Raw genomic sequence first — 19,124 nt, forward strand, 5'->3', positions numbered from 1 at the left:
TTCTCCTACCTATATTTGTATTTTTGTATTATTACCCTTACAATATATTTATCAGCTCTGCAAAGTTGAAATATATAAAGAAAGGGTTGTATATATATGTCTATCTATCAAGACCCAATTAAACTTATAAAATGCGAATTTCTTAGTTGTTGGCATGTTATTGCATGCCACTATTTTTTTTGATTTCTAAGCATATTCTCGATTTTTTTAAGTATGGCTGTTTGGTACATTAACTCTCTTGCGACATAACAATCGGGGTTAACATTTACTTGGAGCCCTTCTTCTTGCCTAGCCTTTTCTGCTGCATTTCTTATCTGTTCTTCATAGACTTTAATTGCATCATATATAGATATTTCATTATTCATGTGCTCTCTACTCCTCTGCCTTAAGTGTAATATATCTAGCTTCTGCCTTAATAGCCTCAATAAAAGCTTGTTCTAATAAGCTATAACTATTACTGAGATGCTCTGGCATTTCACTTGGAAGAATATCTTTCATTTGAAGTGCTACTTCATCTCTCTTTTTAATTAATCCTTCAATTCTTTTTCCAGCTAAGTAAACCTCAACGTTATCCTTATCCATGTTTTATTATTCCTCCACTTCAAATCTTTCAAATGCAAACTGTACTGCTGATTGTAATAACTTCCCTAAGCTAACACCTGTTTGCTCCTTCATTTCTACTAGCATTTCATATGTAGCGATATCTACCATTACGGCTCTGTAGCCTTCTGCTTTTGCTTGCTGCTTAATAGTAAATTTATCTGTCATTATCATTCTCCTTTTTCAAGCTATATTCTATTAACACTCGAGTCATTTCAATATTTCCTTTAGTAGCTGCTTCTACTCAAGGCTTTTTTACATGCTTTATAATCTATTCATCTTCTCTTTTCTAGCTACAATGGGTTGTCCAAACCGCCAAGATATATACAAGACAACTATCAAAATGAGAATATATTGTATACTCATGTTAGCCCCTTTCTAAACGCTTAATCTTATCTGAGCATTAGCGCCTTGAATCATTAACTAAAGCTCTTCACTCTGTTCCCTTCTTCTCTTCTAAATTCATTAATTAGCTGTATGAGTTCTACACTTGTTATGCTAACTTCCGCTTGTCCATCTGCTCTATTAATACTACTGGCGTGTTGTCACCAGTAGCTAATGCCCTACTCATTTGTTGATTTACTATTCTCATTCCTTTCATCTTTTGTACGTTGCTACTCCACTTTCAGCTATAGGTTGTAATATTATAGTTTATACCCTCACACCTAGCAGGTTGGTTCCTAATATTCTTTTGTATACTACTATCATATTTATTCATATGTAACACTAAATTATCTTTTTCTCTTTCTCTTTATACTTAATCCCTAAGTACTTTTCAAAAGCTTGCTTAGCTTTCTTCTCTAATTTCTCACGTTCCTCTGATGTAGCCTCTTCTATAGGTTTACCATTTAGTAAAATTATATATTTCATATCATCACCTCAATATATAATATTCAAGTCTCATTGTGTCCTATTCTGTTTTTTATTTTAGTTGACCTTTTATGTATCTTTCTTTTTATCTATCTTATTTGATTTTTGTTGTATGGTGTTTAGTCCATTTGAAATAACCATTCCATAAATAGTTCCTGCTAAATGTACGGCTTGGAATTCAGTTAATTCAAAAACACCTTTTATAATTTCTTCTATAGCATTTTGTCTATCTAGTATCATTTTAAGTACCTCCAATTTTTGTTGCCATGAGATAATCATATATCTCTAAGATTAAATTGTCAATACATGGATTTTATTTCTTGTTGCTAAGAGATTTTTTTACTGATATAATTATTTGTAAAGGAGGTTCACAATGAATAGATTAAAAGATTTAAGAAAAACTCTTTCTTTAAAGCAAGGAGAATTTGCTCAACGAATATTTACTACACAAGGGCATATATCTGATATAGAAAATGGTAGGAAAGAATTGTCAGATAGGACTATAAAACTAATATGTCTAGAGTTTGATGTAAATGAAGAATGGCTCCGCACAGGAAAAGGTGATATGTTTAAAGAAAATGATATTGATAGTTCTTTAGCTTATGCTTTTGGTAAGTTATCTGCTATAGAAAATCCAGACGTTAAAAAAGCCCTGCTTTTATTAACAGAACTCACTGATGAGCAACTTATCTATCTTGCTAATATGGTACAATCACTAAGAGGGCCTGCTAAATAGCACGCCCTCTACTTTTATTTACATATCCTAATATATAATCATGAATTAACTTCAATACCCTTTCACTTTCTATACTATCAATTAACTTCATTATTTCCTGCTTCAAATAAATCACTCCTGCCGTTTATCGAACATATGTTTGTTTTTATTTAATTATAATTAATTTGTTTTTATTAGTCAATAAAGATAATATACTATTTTATAAGGAGGGCTAACTATGAATGTTGCTTTATATATAAGAGTCTCTACAGAGGATCAACTAGAATTCTCGCCAGATGCTCAAAAAAAGTCTTTAATAGAATATGCTAAAAAGAACAACTATCAAATAGATGAACGCTATATTTTTATGGATGAAGGTATAAGTGGTACCTCTGCAAAACGCAGACCTGCTTTCATGAGAATGATTGCAACAGCCAAGGCCAAGCCAAAACCATTTGATGCTATACTTGTACATAAATTTGACCGTTTTGCTCGCTCTAGAGAAGATTCTGTCGTTTATAAATCCTTACTTAGGAAAGAATGTGGTATTAAAGTAATAAGCATCACAGAGCAATTAGAAGATGATAAGTTTTCTGTTATTCTTGAAGCTATGCTTGAAGCTATGGCAGAATATTATTCCCTAAACTTAGCTGATGAAGTAATGAAGGGGATGATTGAAAAAGCTCAACGTGGTGGATTACAATCAAGGCCAGTATTAGGCTATGATATTATGCATAATAAAAGACTTATAAATAAACAAGAAGCTGACGTTGTAAAAAAAATATATGATATGTGTATCAATGGAGAATCAACTAGTACAATAGCAAAACACCTTAATAGATTAGGTTATAGAAATAAGACTGGAAATAATTTTGATGCTAAAAGAATTAAATATATACTAGAAAATCCTGTATACATGGGTGTGAATCGTTGGAACTACTCATCTACAAAAGGTAGTAAAAAAGTTATTAAAGAGCAAAAAGATTGGGTAATTGTAGAAAATACACATGAACCCATTATAAATAAAGACATCTGGAATAAGGCTCAAGAATCACTTAGTATGTGGCACAAAGATATAATTATAAAAAATACAGGTTATGTACATTGGCTAGGTGGCATTCTTAGATGTTATAAGTGTGGTGCTACATTAACCTATAGGACAGCTAGATTTACGAGAAAAGATGGAAGCATTCGTAATGCAGATGGTTATCAGTGTTGTAAGTACAAAGCAGGGTCATGCGATACAAGTAATTATCTATATGTCAAAAACGCTGAACAACATGTCCTTAATATATTGACTGAAACATTAACCATTGTAAATGACACGGGAACATTTGATGGATTAAATATTGAATGCATCCATCAACATGAGGATACTATGCTGTATGAAATGCAACTTGATAAGTTAAAGCATAAACTTGACCTTGCAAAGAAAGCCTATCTTAATGAAATAGATACACTTGCAGAATATAAAGAAAATAAAATAGCTATTCAGAAAGAAATGGATGAGCTAACAAACATTATTAATAATAATATTATTGATGATAAAATAGTAAGCGAATTTAAGACTAGGCTTGTAACTGTGATATCTATATTAGAAGACCCTAGCATAGATATTAATTCTAAAAACAAAGCGTTAAAATCTATACTAAAGTCAATTATATATAATAAATCTGAAGAAACTTTAGTTGCCAATTTTTATATTTAAATTCGTTGCCTTATTTAACCACTAGGTTCTCCAATAGGAGGGCACATTGCGACTGCTTCTAGGGGAGACATTTTATTTTCAGCAGGGTGACATTGGTCACAGAGTCCTGCATTAGGTCGTTGGAAAAACTTCACATCGCTATTATTGCAACAACATTTACTCATAGTTTAAACCTCCTGTATGATTCTAAAAAATGATGTGAATCATAATTTGTCGTTTCCAATACTATAATATGGAAACTAAAGTTGATTGGTGACATTTACGTATAAATTTATTTAGTTATCAATATATTTATATGAGAAGCGTTTTTTAACATAGGAGGTTTATTTTGTATGCCTTTTATATTTCATAAGGACCACACCTTTACCCTCATAGACAATCGCCCTCGTCATGGCGTATTGTGTCAGATTTGTGGGCCTAATACACCTTCAAGACCGTTTCAGCTTTATCCTGCCCCTTGTAAAGACTTTAGCGTAACTATAGATTCTTCCAATAAATTTCATATCCTCACACTTCCTAATGACACTCATTTAAACTATTTATGTTATGAAAACAATCATTGCCTCAAAAAAACACAGGTTGTTAATGCGCCCGATAATTATACCCTCTTATCACCCTCTATTTTTATCCTTAAGGATATGCTTTATATCACCTATATTTCACTAGAAAATGCTTCTTATAATCTTGTTTATCAAAATATAGATGGTTCCTTATTTACTACCCTCTTTACAACACCCTATGAACCTTGTATGCTCAAAAGTTTTGTACAAGATGACATTGTTTATATTTTTTATATTCAACATACTGATGAAAGCTACTTATTAAAGGGATTCGATATTCATCAGGGTAAAATTAAAGAAACCAATTATGTAAGTAGTTATACGCCTATTCTTGATTATAGTGTATGCATTTACAATGACGAAGTGCATATGACCTATATCACGGAAGTTCATGGTAAGTATCAGCTTATTTATTATAATGGCACCAAATGTACAGCTACTTCTCTTTGTACTACTTCTACTGCTTATTCACCTATTATATTTGCTTACCTCGATCACCTTTGGATTAATGCCTATATCAATAAAGAACTTTGTACCTTTCTTTCTATAGATAACGGCCTTAGATTTAGTATGCCCACCCCTTCTTCTATTCAGGGCAATTTTGTAAGATGCTTTTTCCATACTAGTTCCGAAAACTCCTTGCAGGCTGTCGAATGTTATGCCATTCTTAGTCCCTCGGTAAAAATTAGTACAGTCTATATGATAGACTTTGACCACATTCACCCTGATACGCATATTCCTATTGAATTAGAACTTTATCTAGAAGGCGTTAAACTCACAAATGCTATGTTGCCATCTATGGAAGCTGAAGGCCTAGAAGATTCACCGCCGGCTCCTCAAGCTCAACCTAATACGTCACCTAATCAGACCTCACGTCCCCCCACTGCCCCTAAACATCCTCATCAAGACCCTATTGATTCTGCTAAAAATGCCTTTATGCAACAAGAACTTACTGGCTTCGATATTGCTCCACGTATTTAATACTACAAGAGAATGCTGCAAAAACATTCCTATTTTTGAGTATAGAGAGGATGAGAAGAACAGCGCATTTATTATAAATAAAAGCCTACACCAAAATAACTTTGTGTAGGCTTTTATTTATAAATTATTTTTTTATTTCTTCCTCTTTTGCTATGATGCATGGTAAATATTTTTTATACACATTTTTCTTATCACGTCTATAAATCACACCTAACATAATGCCCATCCCACACAAAGCCGTTAAAACACAAAGTAATTCTCCCCACCAAACTGCCAAATAACTCTGCAGAATATATCCTAAGCCCAAGCCCACTATTAGCCCTATAAAAGGTAATCCATACATAATATAAGTTGCTTTTAGAAATGTTTTATTTTCTAGCGAAACTTCTACCCTATCTCCTACTTGACATCTTATAGCACTTATACATTTAAGGCTGCAACTTTTTTTATCTGTAAGCATCTCACAAGCATGACATTCTCCACACATATCTTGCCTTTCCATTCTTACAAAAACATATTTGTTTTCTAATTTTTCAACTGTTCCTACTGGCATAATATATCCTCCCTGTAACTGCTATTACTTTTCTTCGTATCCCCTATTAAAAAACTCTGCTTCTACAATATAAGCATCTTGAAGGTTACTTTGGCTAACTACTATATAATCACCTTTTTTCCCATACATATAGTCCTCTCTATTCCATAAACCAAAAAGCTTCACATCCTTTTCTAGCTGTCTTGCATAAATATAATGTGTTCCTTTTAAAAGGCATTTTTTCATCCTTTTTTCTAAAGTAATCACCTCATCTGTCAGGCGATTTCTAATGCTTGGGAAGTAATCTAGTGCTAAGTTGTAGCTTTCCTCCTTCATCGTACATGTGGCATCAAAAATCTCCTTATCCATTAGATGCACTCTTCCTTTATAGTCTATAATCAGGTAATCTCCTTCTTCTACCCTACATGCTATATCTCCTTGTAAACTTCTAATCATAATCAAAGTATGCGGCTTAAAAATCTCTGTTAAACTTATAGCCCCCACATATACTGGTAGCTGTTTATAACATTTCATCCCACTTGTATCTACTTCCTCTTCTACAGTATCAATTACCTCAAAGCTCTCATAATATGCTGTAAGCCTGGTTAAAAAGTATTCATCTGCATTAATGTGTTCATGTGCTTCATTAAAATATCTCTGTTTTAAGAAGCCACCTGCCTTATCGACATGCCCTCCACCTGTGCCTAAACCTAATGCAAGATACGATGCAAGCTCATTCGCTCTTACCTCTTTAATACAACTTCTAACAGAGTATTTGATACCATCTTCCATTTGATTATACACAATACATACGTTCACACTATCTACCTGCAAAGCTAGATCGCTGATAAATCCTAGTATATTAGGATCACACTCCTGAGCTCTTACGATAACAAATTTATTTACTACATTATACGAATGTCTAATAAGTGCCATTCCTGCTATCTCTAATTCTCTAAGCGATAATACCGAATTCTTAAGTTGACGGATAAGTCCCTTATCAAATTGTAAAGAATCCCTCATATCCTTATCAAGAGGATAATTAATCTCAGAGAAGCCACTACTATCTGTAAAAAGCCCATAATACAAAGCCGTCTGTAGCTCAGCTTCTTCTTGAAGCTGATATCCTTCTTTCACCAGAAGATCCCATACAATTGTAGAAGCACTCGACAAAAAGTTTCGAATATCCATACAAAAGATATTTTCACCTTGACTCACCTCCTGTTGGTGATGATCTATAATCGCTACATGATGCGCTTCTAATTTTCTAACGTTCCCTGCACCATATTGACAATCTACAGTTATAAGAAGTTCTGGGGGTTCAATGACTTCTACATATTCTAGCGGAATCTCTAATGCCTTTACAAACATTAAAATATTGGGCTTTGTGATTTGAAGGCGTCCACTGTATATAAGCCTTACCTTTTTATGATGTGCCGTAAAATATCTATACAATCCAAAGCCAGCGGCAATGCTATCTGGGTCCGGATTATCATGACACTGAATCACAATATCATGATATTTATTGAATGCTGAAAGCCTCATATATTAACCTCATTATTTTATATTTTCTACAGATAAGTCTATTTCATCACATACTTGCAAATAGCTTATTTATAGAGAAACCACGTATAACTCTAAATTATACATCCCATAAATAGGTTTCTCCAAATGATTTCACATAGTTATTCATATAGATTTCACATTTATAAATTTTAGTTATTCATGCTTTTTAGTCATGTGAAATCTATATTTTTATCTTATCACAAATATTTACGCTTTACGCAAAATATCTTCAATAAATATTTGCATATCTTCACACATGTATATATAATATACTTTATATTATCGAATTTTATATAAAATGATTTTGATTGTCGCATATAACTTCATTTAAAATTATTTTATGATTATTAGGGGGTTAGTATTGTGTCTGAACTTTTAACTTTAAATGACGTCTTAGCGGCTAAAGAACGTATCGCGTCAACATGCACTCAAACAAATTTAATCTATAGTTATGAATTAAGCCATGAGTTTAATAATGAAGTTTATCTCAAACCAGAAAACTTACAAGTAACAGGTGCCTTCAAGATTCGTGGCGCATTAAATAAAATCAAGAAATTAACAGATGAAGAAAAACGCAAAGGACTTATTGCTTCTTCTGCCGGTAACCATGCACAAGGTGTAGCTTATTCAGGTCATGCACTTGGTATTGATGTTACTATTGTAATGCCTGAGACAACACCTCTTATCAAAGTTCAGGCAACTAAAAACTGGGGTGCTCATGTTGTACTATCTGGTAAAATTTATGACGAAGCTTATAGTGAAGCAAAACGTTTAGAAGCGGAAAATGGCTATACATTTATCCATCCATTTGATGATGTAGATGTTATGGCTGGTCAAGGCACCATTGCCCTTGAAGTCTTAGAAGAATTACCAGATGCCGATGTCATTTTAGTTCCTGTCGGTGGTGGCGGCTTAATTAGTGGTATTGCTGTAGCTGCTAAGTCTATTAATCCTAATATCAAAGTGATTGGTGTAGAATCTACTGGTGCTGCTGGTATGCGTCATGCGCTTGATGTAGGTCATGTAGAACCACTTGACAAAGTAGATAGCATTGCTGATGGCGCTGCTGTTAAAGTACCAGGCGCACACACTTTTGAAATTGTTAAAAAATATGTAGATGATATCATTACAATTGATGATGAAGACTTAATTGAATCCATCTTCCTATTAGTAGAAAAACATAAAATCGTCTCAGAAGCAACAGGTGCCCTTTCTATTGCAGCACTTAAGAAATTAAATATGCAAGGTAAAAAAGTAGTCTCTGTGATTAGCGGTGGTAATATCGATGTACTTACCATGTCTTCTTTATTAAACAGAGGTCTTCATTCTCGCGGTAGACTTTTCTGCTTCTCAGTTAAATTACAAGATACACCAGGTCAACTTGTAAAAGTTGCAAATATCCTTGCTAACCTTGGTGCTAACGTTGTAAAACTCGACCATAACCAATTCAAAGCGCTTGACCGCTTACGTCATGTTGCTTTAGAAGTAACTGTTGAAACTAACGGACACGAACACATTGCAGAAATCAAACGTGCAATGGAAGCTGAAGGCTATGAATTAGAAATTATTTACTAATAAAAAAATAAGCAGGTTATAGCGCTAAACTTAGTGCTATAACCTGCTTATTTTTATTTGTTCTTATGCTCTAATAACTTCTACTTTATAACCATCTGGATCTGTTACAAAATAGTAATGTGGTTTTTCACCTGGAAGTCCTTTAAGTGGTGTTACTTCATAACCCATTTCAATATGTTTTTCTCTTGCAGCTTCTAAATCTTCTGCAGCTACTGCAATGTGGCTAAAACCATTTCCTAAATCATATGGTTTTTCTGGGTTAAAGTTATAAGTAAGCTCTAATTCATAAATACCACTTTCATCTGATAAATAAACTAATGAAAATTCATGTTCTGGGAACTCTTTTCTTCTTGTTTCTACAAGACCAAGTGCCTCTTTGTAGAATTTTAATGATTTTTCTAAGTCCATAACTCTAATACATGTGTGAAGCATTTTCATAATTAAAATCTCTCCTTGTTGTTTATTCATAATGTAATTCTAGCAGAATCATTTTTATTATATCACAGTATGTTTATTATACCACAGCATGGACTATATCATAATCCCCTATACATAAACATGCTCTATATCTCCATCTCTAACATAACAGGACAATGGTCTGACCCCATAATCTCAGTATGAATCTGTGCGTCTTTTAAACAATCCTTTAACACCTCAGAAACTAAGAAATAGTCAATACGCCATCCTGCATTCTTCTCTCTTGCTTTAAAGCGGTATGACCACCAGCTATATACACCTTCTTTATCCTTGTAAAAATATCTAAAGGTATCAATAAAACCTGCATTTAATAGTTCGCCAAATTTACCACGTTCTTCATCACTGAAGCCTGCATTTCCGCGATTCGTCTTAGGATTTTTAAGATCAATCTCATTATGTGCCACATTTAAATCCCCGCACACTACTACTGGCTTTGTCTCTTCTAATTTTTTAAGATATGCTCTAAAGGCATCCTCCCAGCTCATACGATACGCAATTCTTGCTAGCTCGCTTTGTGAATTTGGTGTATAAACTGTAATCATAAAGAATTTTTCAAACTCTAATGTAATGACACGCCCCTCTTTGTCATGCTCTTCAATCCCTAGCCCATAGCTTACTGAAAGTGGTTCCACTTTTGTAAAAATAGCTGTTCCTGAATAACCTTTTTTCTCTGCATAATTCCAATATTGATAATAGCCTGGTAAATCAAGCTCAATTTGCCCTGCCTGTAATTTACTTTCTTGTATGCAAAAAATATCTGCATCCACTTCTTTAAAGTAATCTAAAAAACCTTTTTGTACACAGGCTCTAAGCCCATTTACATTCCATGATATGAATTTCATTTCTTACTCCTTTTATTTTAGCTTAATATCTTTTTATCATACTATATTAAGCCCAAAACGCCAAATATCTAAACCTATTCTAGTAGCTTATCTCTAAATTTGAGGCTTCCTTAATGTTTCTAACGATTTCTGTAATTAAATCTATTCTTTTAAAAGGTGTAATTAAATAATATCCGTCTACATATGTTTCAATAGTTCTAGCGATTTCAGTCGATATTGTTACTGCCAGTTTGCTTGCCCTTTCTTTATCTGCTTCTTCATAAAGTGAAATAATTTCATCAGCTACATTAATCCCTGATATCTCATTGTTCATAAAACAGGCATTACGATAGCTTACAACGGGAATAATGCCGCCTAGAATCTTAGCTTCTAGCTCTTCATGTGCTCTCTTGATGTTTTCTACCGCCTGAGCTGTTAATACTGGTTGTGTCAAAAACATAGTGACACCACTTTCCACTTTCTGTTTTGCTTTACGTAGTTCACTCTCAAAATTTACAGCATTAATATTAAGTGCCCCATAAATATTAAACGGTGTCCCAAAACTCGTTTCATTTAGTTCTCTTATGTAATTAGCTAAAATCTTAGAGTTAAAGTTAAAAATTGCCTTAATCTCATCTCTTTGGGCAGTAGGAATCGGATCTCCTGTCACTACCAGGACATCTCTTACCCCCTCTATATTCAAACCTAAAAGTAGGGCCTTAGTGGCATTAATATTACGATCTCTGCATGTCATATGTGGGATAGGTGTAATCCCTAAATCTCTTTTTAACTTACAAGCTAAAAGGCTACTATCTACTCTCGCTCGCGCAATAGGACAGTCCGCTATCGTTATAGTATCCACACCTATCTCTTGTAACTTCTTAGCACTACTCATAAAAAACTCAATCTCTGTATCTATAGGCGGATCTAATTCAACAGCTATGATTTTCTTGCCTTTTCTTATTTTATCCATTAAGTCCATATTGCCTGTTTCCTTAACAAAGCTTAATGCTTTTTTATCCTCACTCTTTGCTCTCGTTACTGTCACATATTGCGGCTCACTTATACTCTGGTTTATTTCTTTTACTACTTCCGCCATCATGAGTGGTGTCGTCCCGCAGCACCCTCCTATAATTTTAGCACCCTGTTTTACAATCTCCACCATTTGTCTTGCAAAATACTGACTGTCATGACTAAAGAAGGTGCGATTATCTATTACTGTCGGATAACCTGTATTCGGCATAATCGCAATAGGCTTTTGGCTAACATCAATGCTTTCCATAAAATGTAGCAAATGCTTTGGTCCTGAAAAACAGTTAAATCCTGTAGCATCAATTACATCTGAGCTTAACATCCTTTGAATTAAACTCTTTCCATTTTGGCCCAATCTTGTAAAACCTTCTGGTGAAATAGCAAATGATACTAAAATATATGCTTCTGGTACCTTCGCTTTAATATGTTCTGCCACCTCTACAAGCCCTTCATCCGTACTAAATGTCTCAAACAAAAAGTTTTTCGCCCCTAAATCTATAAATGTATCCGCAATCTGCTTATAAGACGCTATTAGTTCTTCTTGGTCTAATAACGAAATAGGGCCTATATCTGCAAACACACTTACATCTGTATCCTTAGCTGCTTCTATTGCTAGATGATAACCTGCTTTTATGACGTCTTGTATTTTAGTGAAATCACATTCTAAGTTTACTGTATTAGCCCCAAAAGTATTGGTTTTTATAGCATTACAACCAGCTTCTATATATGCCTTATGAATCTCTAATATCTTTTCTGCATCTTCAATATTAGCAAGTTCGCATTTATTTCCAACCTTATGATAATGATTGGCATAGTATGTGCCCATTGCCCCATCAAAAATTAATAATGTACCATCGTTTCTCATGTTGTCACCCCGCCTTAAATGTTATTCTATCTATTTTCCTAAATTTTCTCTTACTTTTTTCGTTGCAGTTACTAAATGCGTTAAGCTTTGTACTGTTTCTTCCTCTCCTCTTGTTTTAAGCCCACAATCTGGATTAATCCATAACTTCTCTGGTTTTACTTCTTCAAGTAACCTTTGAATAACTTCTATAATTTCTTCCTCACTAGGAATTCTAGGTGAATGAATATCATATACACCAGGTCCTACTTGTGTTTTAAAATTATTTTTATTAAGGGCTTTAATAATAGATAAGTTCGAACGAGAAGCTTCAAATGAAATTACATCTGCATCCATCTCATCAATAGCTTTTACAATGTTTTCAAATTCACTATAACACATGTGCGTATGAATCTGTGTTGTTGCCTTAACACCACTATGAACCAATCTAAATGCCTTAATTGCCCAGTCCAAGTACTCGCTTTCCCACTCTTCCTTGCGAAGTGGTAACTTTTCTTTTAAAGCAGCCTCATCAACTTGGATCATACGGATGCCATTTGCTTCTAGTTCAAGCACTTCCTCTCTTATAGCTAGTGCAATTTGATATGCCATTTCTTTGAGCGAAATATCTTCTCTCGGAAATGACCAATTTAAAATAGTAACAGGTCCGGTAAGCATCCCTTTTACTGGTTTGTTTGTTAGACTTTGTGCATATTTGGCATATTCTACAGTAATATCGCCACTTCTTGAAATATCGCTCCATATAACAGGCGGCTTAACACAACGTGTTCCATAAGATTGCACCCAACCATTTTCTGTAAACAAATATCCCTCTAAATGTTCACCAAAATACTCTACCATATCATTTCTTTCATATTCTCCATGAACTAATACATCTAATCCAACCTGCTCTTGCAATCTAATACATTCCTGTATTTTTTCTTTAATCACCCTTTGATAGACTTCTTCCGAAATCTCTCCTTTTTTAAATTGACTACGATTATGCTTAATGACTTGGGTTTGAGGAAAAGAACCTATAGTAGTGGTCGTTAAAATAGGCAGTTTAAAAGCTTCTCTTTGTAACTGTTCACGTATCTCAAAAGCAGGCTGTCTCACAAAATCCGCTTCTCTTAACTTAGCCATTTCGTAATTTTGTTCACTTTTTCTTTCAGCAAACAGCTTCTGATTTTCTATATAATCTGCTTCTTTTTCTACCTCGCTACTTACTCCTAAGGTTTTTAAAATCTTTAATTCTAATAACTTTTCTTCAGCATAAGCAAAATGTTTCTTATAAGCTTTACTTAACTTTTGCTCATATTGCAGGCCATATGGCACATGAAGTAAGGAACAAGAAGTATTTATAACTAAATTTTCGTCACTTACATAGCGTTTTAACTCTTCTATAAGTGCTATTGATTTTTTATAATTGTTGCGCCATATATTTTTACCATTCACTATTCCAGCAAAAAGAAGTGTATCTTGTGGAAAACCATATTTTTCTACTAGCTCTAATGACTTTCTCCCCTCTATAAAATCTATACCCACGCCGTCAAATCCTAATGTAGTAATTGCTTTATAACAATCTCTTAAATCACCAAAATAAGTTTGTAATAAAACTTTTACTTTTCCCTTTTGTTTTAAAAGTATTTCATAAAAATGCCTGAAAGCCTCCTGATCTTCTTTAGTTAAATCAGTAACTAAAATTGGCTCATCTATTTGCAACCACTCTACATTTAATTCACCTAGTTCTTTAATTAATTTACTATATATATCAGCCACCTGCTCAAGACAAGTTGATAAACTTATATTACCACTATACTGCGCAAGCTTTAAAAAAGTAAATCCACCAATCACAACTGGTTTCGTCTTAATCCCCAGGCTTAGAGCTTCCTTATACTCTTTAATTAGTTTTGCACTATTTAATTTAAACGCTACTTCTTCTATACAAGGCACAATATAATGATAGTTTGTATTAAACCATTTTTTCATCGGCCTTGCTTTCACATCACCTGCTTTTCCCTGATAGCCTCTTGCCATAGCAAAATATGTCTCTATTGTATCTAAGCCTAATGCGCTATATTCAGCTGGTATAACATTTAGCATCATGGCAGTATCTAACATGCCATCATAAAAAGAAAAGTCATTACATGGTATATAATCAATATCTGCATCCTTTATAGCCTGCCACTGAATTGCTCTCAGATTTTTAGCATGTTTTTCTAAATCATCTTTTGATAACTTTCCTTTAAAATAATCCTCTATCCAAAATTTCAACTCACGTTGGGCCCCTATTCTAGGATAGCCAATGATTGCATTTTTCATTTTGCTCCTCCTTAAATTTTCCTGTCATTTTTCTACAACTTATCATAACAAGAATTTCAAACTATAGGGTAACCCTTAAAAACTATCACTTGTTATAGTTTTTAACTATAACATTTTGTACACTTCACAGCTTGCTCTAACATGGTAATATAAGTTTGAGCCAGCTTGCTAAGCCCCATATTCTTATGCGCAATCCATCCTACCTCTATATGTTCTTCTACTTTTAAAGGAACTGCAATAATATTTTCGCCGTTTAATTCCTTACTAATGATGCCAGTAGAAATCGTATAGCCATTTAAACCAATTAATAAGTTAAAGAGTGTTGCCCTGTCACTTACACGAATGGTTTTCTTATGTGATAAGGTACTTAAAATTTCCTCAGAAAAATAAAAAGAATTATATTCTCCTTGTTCAAAACAAAGACATGGAAAATCTTCTAACGCCTCTAATGTCACATATTTTTGCTTTGCTAAAGGATTGGTCGTACTAATAAATACATGAGGCTGCGCTACAAATAACGATGTAAACTTAAGTCCACTCTCTTTTAAAAATTTATTTAATACCTTTTCATTAAAGTCATTTAAATACAAAATCCCAATTTCACTTCTTAAATTTTTTACATCATCTATTATTTCATATGTACGTGTTTCTCTTAGATTAAATTCATATTCTTCTCTATCATACTGCTTAATAAGGTCTACAAAGGCATTTACTGCAAAAGCATAATGCTGCGTAGATACTGAAAAATGGCTTTTGGCTGGTTTCACATTTAAATAGCGTCTTTCTAAAAGCTCAGCTTGTTCCACTACCTGCCTTGCATAACCTAAGAATTCACTGCCAGCCATAGTGACACTAATTCCTCTATTGGTGCGTTCAAAAATAATTTGATTAATTTCTGTTTCTAACTCTTTAATAGCCGCTGATAAACTAGGCTGTGTAATAAACAACTTCTTAGCCGCTATATTAATAGAGCCCCATCTAGCCACTTCGATGGCATATTTTAATTGCTGTAATGTCATACTACCTCCTCATTTTAGTTTAAATTTTATGTTTATTATATCAAATTTTATATTTCATTGCTCAAATTTTATATAGAGTATAAAATCATCCCTTTTTACAAACACTATACTTTGTTTACCACAATATATCATCGTGGTCATTATGACCTCTTAAAGGAGACAATATTATGAGTAAAATACTAGAAACACTCAAAGAAGACATCAAAGGCATGGAAGCTCATCATGAGCAAAAAAAGGAAGAACGTCACGAACGTCATGAAGAAAAAATTCTAGAACATGAACTTAAACATCAAATGAAACATGAAGAACATGAAAAAGTAAAAGAAGGTTATCATGTCATTCACGAAGAACATAAAGCCGCACATGCTGCTAAACATGAAGAAAAAGAACTAGAGAAAGAACTAAAATATCAAATGAAACATGAATAAGGCTAAAGTGACTCCTGCTATGTCACTAAAAAGGATCGGTTTTCTATTATGGCCGACCCTTTTTATTATCTCAATTTTACGTTACTATATATAATTTTGTCTGCAAAATAGTTAATCTCTCTATATTTTAATGCTATAATAAGAAATATATCTTTAAACCTTATAAGTAAAACTTTTGCAACCTAAAGGAGTGATTCATCATAGGCATTATTAAATTAACTCATTTAACGGAAGATGTCTTCAATCATTCTAGTGTCATACAAGGCAATTATTTCTGCAATGTAAAAGGCATGGAAAATGATACATCTTATAATGATACATTGGCACTTTTTAATCATAAATTCAAACAATTAACTGGTCGTCATCTTATATTTACCGGTTCTTTAAATAAAATTTCTGATTCAACATTAGAAAGCTTAGCAGAAAGCGAACTCTTACAGTCACCACTGCCACTTACAACTTCCATAGCTTATAATCAAGTTTTTACTGAAGCCTTAGCACTCACTCTTGATTTAGCTAAAAGAAATGCTGTACTTTCAAACGCTACTGACTTAAATGTGCTAAGGAAGGACCTTTTCTTATGGGCAAAAGCCTCTATCAGCACAATTGATTTTGGCACGAGTAGTGATATTCTAAAATGTATGTATTATGGTGATTTAACACTTTCTGAGGCATACTTTTTAATACTTCTTGCCTTTATTGGATTTGATGTGATTTATTTTAATCCATGCGGTAATACGCTCTTAGAGCATATTGACCAAGACAATATGTCTCAGACTATCATACTTGGCCCACCTAGTCCTGTCATGATTCCTTTTGAAGAACGTATTCATAACGGTGTTGTAATTGATAAAGTCACAACTTATGCCAAACAAGCTATGAACGAACTTAACAATCATCTCTATGATGACTGCGGTATTTATAGACCTTGGCAATTTGCACACGGTACTACTTCTCCTGTCATTATGGATGCCGTAATTGAAGATACATTAACTTATTGGGCAGAGCCTGCTACACTTAGACCTGGCTTCAAAACTGCGGGTGATATAGTCTATACGCCTGTGTTCTTCAATAAAATTTCTGGCGTTTATAAAGACCGCATGGCTTACTATAACCTTGTACAGAAATTAAAAGATGCCCCACTCATTGTATTTATGGAAAATCTTAACCTCTGTAGTACAGACTTTACAAGTTTTTCTTATATGCAAAGTAAGGCCATCAACTATCACAATGTCGGTACAAGTACTACTGAATTTAGTAGTCGTGATTTATTAAGCCTTAAGCCTTGTCTAAATCTGGATGATACCATTAACAGTGCGTCACTTAAAGCGCATGCTTTATTTAGTAAATGGTCTCACTTGCGTTTAGAAACCATTCAATTTTTAATAGGTAAATTAAATGAATTATTAACAGGTACTAAATCATCACTTTTTACCTTTCCATTTAGTGAAACAGAAAAGCTTACTTTAATCGCCTCTACACTTAACATGGATAAAGAAATCTTAAGCCTCATTGACCGCTATGATTTCACAACACAAATCCCAAAGCTGGTTCTTTATTTAAACGGCACGGTGCCTTGTGATATAAAAACTGCCCTTTTATTAGGCTTCCTACATACTTGTGGCTTAGATATCGTGATTTTTTCACCAAACGGCACAAGTAATATCAACTCTATGATAGCGCCTCGTTTTATTAGCGATATCAAATTAGAAGATATGGTGAATGATTTTGGAATTAAATCACCTCCTAAAAAAGGCTTTTTCAATAGATTATTTAATAAATAAAAGGAGTGTTTAAACTTATGGCAATTTCATTAGAAAGTTCAATTAAAAATGGATTAGATGTAACACAGCTTGAACAAGCGGCACAAAATCCAACACAAAATCCAACTGGAATCACACTTGGCAATCCAGCCCCTACACCACAACCAGAAATCGTTCCTATCAAGCAGGAAGATATGGTGAACTATACTCTTTCATATAAAGAAAAATTACGTCAGCTTCCAGAAGTTGAAGCTTTAACAAGCGAAATTCATATTGACAATATGGATACCATTCTTGCTTTTGGTCAAAATGCAACCCAAGGCATCTCAAAAATTTCTGACAGCCTACTTGCTACAATGAAAGAGGTCAAAGCAGAAGAAGCTGGTGAAATGATTGGGCAGCTCACAAAAGTTATGGACCGCTTTGACATTAAAGAACTTGAAGATATCAAAGAACCTAAAGGACTTCAAAAAATCTTTAATCGTGCAAAAAACTCTGTAGATGCTCTGTTCCAAAAATATGAAAATATGGGTACTGAAGTTGATAAAATCTATGTTATCTTAAAGAAATATGAAATGGATATTCAAAACTCTAATAAAGCACTTAAGTCTATGTATGATGCCAATATCACCTACTATGAGCAACTTGAAAAATACATTGTAGCTGGCGAAATGGGGCTTGAGGAAATTGACAATAAACTTATTCCTGAATTCCAAGCAAAAGCGGATGCTGGAGACCGCCTTGCTCTTACAACTGTTCAAAGCTTGCAAACAACTCGCGAAATGCTTGCACAACGTGTATATGATTTGCAAATTGCAGAAAATATTGCCTTACAAACAGTTCCTATGATCCAAGGCATCCAATATAGCAACTTCAATCTTACACGTAAAATCAACTCAGCCTTTATTATTACACTTCCAATATTTAAACAATGCTTAACACAAGCAGTTCTTCTTAAGAGACAAGAACTACAAGCTAAAAGTCTTAAAGCATTGGATGATAAAACAAATGAACTTCTTTTACGCAACGCTCAAAATATGGCAAATCAAACTACTAATATTGCACGTATGGCCGGTACAAGTTCCGTAAGCATGGATACGCTAGAACGTACATGGCAAACAATTTTACAAGGTATTGAACAAACAAAAGAAATTGAAAAAGATAATCGTATACAGCGTGAAGCCAATACGGTAAAACTTGAAAACATGAAATATGAATTACTTAAAAACAAACGTTAGATTTTACTAAAACAAATAAAATTTTACTTATTAAATTTTATATAAAAAGAGGTGTGAAAATACACCTCTTTTTATA

The 19,124-nt window shown here is 33.6% G+C and carries 20 protein-coding genes; 7 read left to right on the top strand and 13 right to left on the bottom strand.

The genetic code is table 11. The annotated features are described in order from the left end of the window. Positions 1-170: 170 nt before the first annotated feature. The 5 genes from AC1VAQ_RS18705 to AC1VAQ_RS18725 all read right to left on the bottom strand — a co-directional run bounded on the left by AC1VAQ_RS18705 (position 171) and on the right by AC1VAQ_RS18725 (position 1,710). Positions 171-365, bottom strand: a complete 195-nt coding sequence (locus AC1VAQ_RS18705; RefSeq protein WP_302600236.1) for a hypothetical protein — start codon at positions 363-365, stop codon at positions 171-173. Positions 366-372: 7 nt separating this feature from the next. Continuing rightward, positions 373-582 (bottom strand): hypothetical protein, encoded by a 210-nt coding sequence (locus tag AC1VAQ_RS18710; protein WP_302600235.1) that lies wholly within the window; start codon positions 580-582, stop codon positions 373-375. A 6-nt stretch (positions 583-588) separates the two neighbouring features. Further along, positions 589-768: a hypothetical protein gene (locus AC1VAQ_RS18715; RefSeq protein WP_302600141.1), complete on the bottom strand. Its 180-nt coding sequence runs from the start codon at positions 766-768 to the stop codon at positions 589-591. 558 nt (positions 769-1,326) lie between these two features. Next, entirely contained in the window at positions 1,327-1,470 is a 144-nt protein-coding gene (locus AC1VAQ_RS18720; RefSeq protein WP_302597013.1) for a hypothetical protein, read from the bottom strand. 69 nt (positions 1,471-1,539) lie between these two features. After that, positions 1,540-1,710, bottom strand: coding sequence for a hypothetical protein (locus tag AC1VAQ_RS18725; RefSeq protein ID WP_479904379.1), 171 nt, complete (start codon positions 1,708-1,710; stop codon positions 1,540-1,542). A 133-nt stretch (positions 1,711-1,843) separates the two neighbouring features. On the opposite strand from AC1VAQ_RS18725, the gene AC1VAQ_RS18730 reads away from it, so the two are divergent. Both AC1VAQ_RS18730 and AC1VAQ_RS18735 read left to right on the top strand, forming a co-directional pair. Next, the gene (locus AC1VAQ_RS18730) at positions 1,844-2,206 is read left to right on the top strand and encodes a helix-turn-helix domain-containing protein (protein WP_479904380.1); all 363 of its coding nucleotides are present in this window, start codon (positions 1,844-1,846) and stop codon (positions 2,204-2,206) included. Positions 2,207-2,423: 217 nt separating this feature from the next. Beyond that, entirely contained in the window at positions 2,424-3,893 is a 1,470-nt protein-coding gene (locus AC1VAQ_RS18735) for a recombinase family protein (protein ID WP_479904381.1), read from the top strand. 14 nt (positions 3,894-3,907) lie between these two features. Here the strand turns inward: AC1VAQ_RS18735 and AC1VAQ_RS18740 are convergent, their stop codons facing one another. Further along, complete coding sequence (locus AC1VAQ_RS18740) at positions 3,908-4,057, bottom strand: hypothetical protein (RefSeq protein WP_479904382.1); 150 nt, start codon at positions 4,055-4,057, stop codon at positions 3,908-3,910. Between the two features lie 168 nt (positions 4,058-4,225). On the opposite strand from AC1VAQ_RS18740, the gene AC1VAQ_RS18745 reads away from it, so the two are divergent. Then, on the top strand, positions 4,226-5,434 hold the full coding sequence (locus AC1VAQ_RS18745; RefSeq protein ID WP_303244074.1) for a hypothetical protein: 1,209 nt from the start codon (positions 4,226-4,228) through the stop codon (positions 5,432-5,434). Between the two features lie 124 nt (positions 5,435-5,558). Here AC1VAQ_RS18745 and AC1VAQ_RS18750 read toward each other — a convergent pair whose 3' ends face one another. Beyond that, on the bottom strand, positions 5,559-5,987 hold the full coding sequence (locus AC1VAQ_RS18750; RefSeq protein ID WP_302598718.1) for a SoxR reducing system RseC family protein: 429 nt from the start codon (positions 5,985-5,987) through the stop codon (positions 5,559-5,561). 24 nt (positions 5,988-6,011) lie between these two features. Then, positions 6,012-7,511: a DHH family phosphoesterase gene (locus AC1VAQ_RS18755; RefSeq protein WP_479904383.1), complete on the bottom strand. Its 1,500-nt coding sequence runs from the start codon at positions 7,509-7,511 to the stop codon at positions 6,012-6,014. Between the two features lie 384 nt (positions 7,512-7,895). Here AC1VAQ_RS18755 and ilvA point away from each other — a divergent pair, with 384 nt between their 5' ends. After that, a complete protein-coding gene (gene ilvA / locus AC1VAQ_RS18760) occupies positions 7,896-9,107 on the top strand; it encodes a threonine ammonia-lyase (RefSeq protein WP_302598716.1) in 1,212 nt (403 codons plus the stop codon). 63 nt (positions 9,108-9,170) lie between these two features. Here the strand turns inward: ilvA and gloA are convergent, their stop codons facing one another. The 5 genes from gloA to AC1VAQ_RS18785 all read right to left on the bottom strand — a co-directional run bounded on the left by gloA (position 9,171) and on the right by AC1VAQ_RS18785 (position 15,619). Next, complete coding sequence (gene gloA / locus AC1VAQ_RS18765) at positions 9,171-9,575, bottom strand: lactoylglutathione lyase (RefSeq protein ID WP_479904384.1); 405 nt, start codon at positions 9,573-9,575, stop codon at positions 9,171-9,173. A 95-nt stretch (positions 9,576-9,670) separates the two neighbouring features. After that, the gene (locus AC1VAQ_RS18770) at positions 9,671-10,426 is read right to left on the bottom strand and encodes an exodeoxyribonuclease III (protein ID WP_302598713.1); all 756 of its coding nucleotides are present in this window, start codon (positions 10,424-10,426) and stop codon (positions 9,671-9,673) included. 79 nt (positions 10,427-10,505) lie between these two features. Beyond that, the gene (locus tag AC1VAQ_RS18775; RefSeq protein WP_302598712.1) at positions 10,506-12,302 is read right to left on the bottom strand and encodes a bifunctional homocysteine S-methyltransferase/methylenetetrahydrofolate reductase; all 1,797 of its coding nucleotides are present in this window, start codon (positions 12,300-12,302) and stop codon (positions 10,506-10,508) included. A gap of 30 nt (positions 12,303-12,332) precedes the next feature. Then, the gene (gene metE, locus AC1VAQ_RS18780) at positions 12,333-14,600 is read right to left on the bottom strand and encodes a 5-methyltetrahydropteroyltriglutamate--homocysteine S-methyltransferase (protein ID WP_302598711.1); all 2,268 of its coding nucleotides are present in this window, start codon (positions 14,598-14,600) and stop codon (positions 12,333-12,335) included. Positions 14,601-14,701: 101 nt separating this feature from the next. After that, on the bottom strand, positions 14,702-15,619 hold the full coding sequence (locus AC1VAQ_RS18785; RefSeq protein WP_479904385.1) for a LysR family transcriptional regulator: 918 nt from the start codon (positions 15,617-15,619) through the stop codon (positions 14,702-14,704). Between the two features lie 167 nt (positions 15,620-15,786). Between AC1VAQ_RS18785 and AC1VAQ_RS18790 the strand changes: the two genes are divergently transcribed. The 3 genes from AC1VAQ_RS18790 (at position 15,787) to AC1VAQ_RS18800 (ending at position 19,048) form a co-directional block, all read left to right on the top strand. Beyond that, entirely contained in the window at positions 15,787-16,047 is a 261-nt protein-coding gene (locus AC1VAQ_RS18790; RefSeq protein WP_302598709.1) for a hypothetical protein, read from the top strand. Between the two features lie 257 nt (positions 16,048-16,304). Beyond that, positions 16,305-17,831, top strand: coding sequence for a YceG family protein (locus tag AC1VAQ_RS18795; protein WP_479904386.1), 1,527 nt, complete (start codon positions 16,305-16,307; stop codon positions 17,829-17,831). A 17-nt stretch (positions 17,832-17,848) separates the two neighbouring features. Continuing rightward, positions 17,849-19,048, top strand: a complete 1,200-nt coding sequence (locus AC1VAQ_RS18800) for a toxic anion resistance protein (RefSeq protein WP_303244071.1) — start codon at positions 17,849-17,851, stop codon at positions 19,046-19,048. Positions 19,049-19,124 lie beyond the last annotated feature (76 nt).

It is taken from the genome of Cellulosilyticum sp. (assembly GCF_982396655.1).

What these genes read in the sequence shown, in the direction of transcription:
- AC1VAQ_RS18705 (WP_302600236.1), bottom strand. Translation starts at nt 365, where the DNA reads ATGAATAATGAAATATCTATATATGATGCAATTAAAGTCTATGAAGAA.
- AC1VAQ_RS18710 (WP_302600235.1), bottom strand. Translation starts at nt 582, where the DNA reads ATGGATAAGGATAACGTTGAGGTTTACTTAGCTGGAAAAAGAATTGAA.
- AC1VAQ_RS18715 (WP_302600141.1), bottom strand. Translation starts at nt 768, where the DNA reads ATGACAGATAAATTTACTATTAAGCAGCAAGCAAAAGCAGAAGGCTAC.
- AC1VAQ_RS18720 (WP_302597013.1), bottom strand. Translation starts at nt 1,470, where the DNA reads ATGAAATATATAATTTTACTAAATGGTAAACCTATAGAAGAGGCTACA.
- AC1VAQ_RS18725 (WP_479904379.1), bottom strand. Translation starts at nt 1,710, where the DNA reads ATGATACTAGATAGACAAAATGCTATAGAAGAAATTATAAAAGGTGTT.
- AC1VAQ_RS18730 (WP_479904380.1), top strand. Translation starts at nt 1,844, where the DNA reads ATGAATAGATTAAAAGATTTAAGAAAAACTCTTTCTTTAAAGCAAGGA.
- AC1VAQ_RS18735 (WP_479904381.1), top strand. Translation starts at nt 2,424, where the DNA reads ATGAATGTTGCTTTATATATAAGAGTCTCTACAGAGGATCAACTAGAA.
- AC1VAQ_RS18740 (WP_479904382.1), bottom strand. Translation starts at nt 4,057, where the DNA reads ATGAGTAAATGTTGTTGCAATAATAGCGATGTGAAGTTTTTCCAACGA.
- AC1VAQ_RS18745 (WP_303244074.1), top strand. Translation starts at nt 4,226, where the DNA reads ATGCCTTTTATATTTCATAAGGACCACACCTTTACCCTCATAGACAAT.
- AC1VAQ_RS18750 (WP_302598718.1), bottom strand. Translation starts at nt 5,987, where the DNA reads ATGCCAGTAGGAACAGTTGAAAAATTAGAAAACAAATATGTTTTTGTA.
- AC1VAQ_RS18755 (WP_479904383.1), bottom strand. Translation starts at nt 7,511, where the DNA reads ATGAGGCTTTCAGCATTCAATAAATATCATGATATTGTGATTCAGTGT.
- gloA (WP_479904384.1), bottom strand. Translation starts at nt 9,575, where the DNA reads ATGAATAAACAACAAGGAGAGATTTTAATTATGAAAATGCTTCACACA.
- AC1VAQ_RS18770 (WP_302598713.1), bottom strand. Translation starts at nt 10,426, where the DNA reads ATGAAATTCATATCATGGAATGTAAATGGGCTTAGAGCCTGTGTACAA.
- AC1VAQ_RS18775 (WP_302598712.1), bottom strand. Translation starts at nt 12,302, where the DNA reads ATGAGAAACGATGGTACATTATTAATTTTTGATGGGGCAATGGGCACA.
- metE (WP_302598711.1), bottom strand. Translation starts at nt 14,600, where the DNA reads ATGAAAAATGCAATCATTGGCTATCCTAGAATAGGGGCCCAACGTGAG.
- AC1VAQ_RS18785 (WP_479904385.1), bottom strand. Translation starts at nt 15,619, where the DNA reads ATGACATTACAGCAATTAAAATATGCCATCGAAGTGGCTAGATGGGGC.
- AC1VAQ_RS18790 (WP_302598709.1), top strand. Translation starts at nt 15,787, where the DNA reads ATGAGTAAAATACTAGAAACACTCAAAGAAGACATCAAAGGCATGGAA.
- AC1VAQ_RS18800 (WP_303244071.1), top strand. Translation starts at nt 17,849, where the DNA reads ATGGCAATTTCATTAGAAAGTTCAATTAAAAATGGATTAGATGTAACA.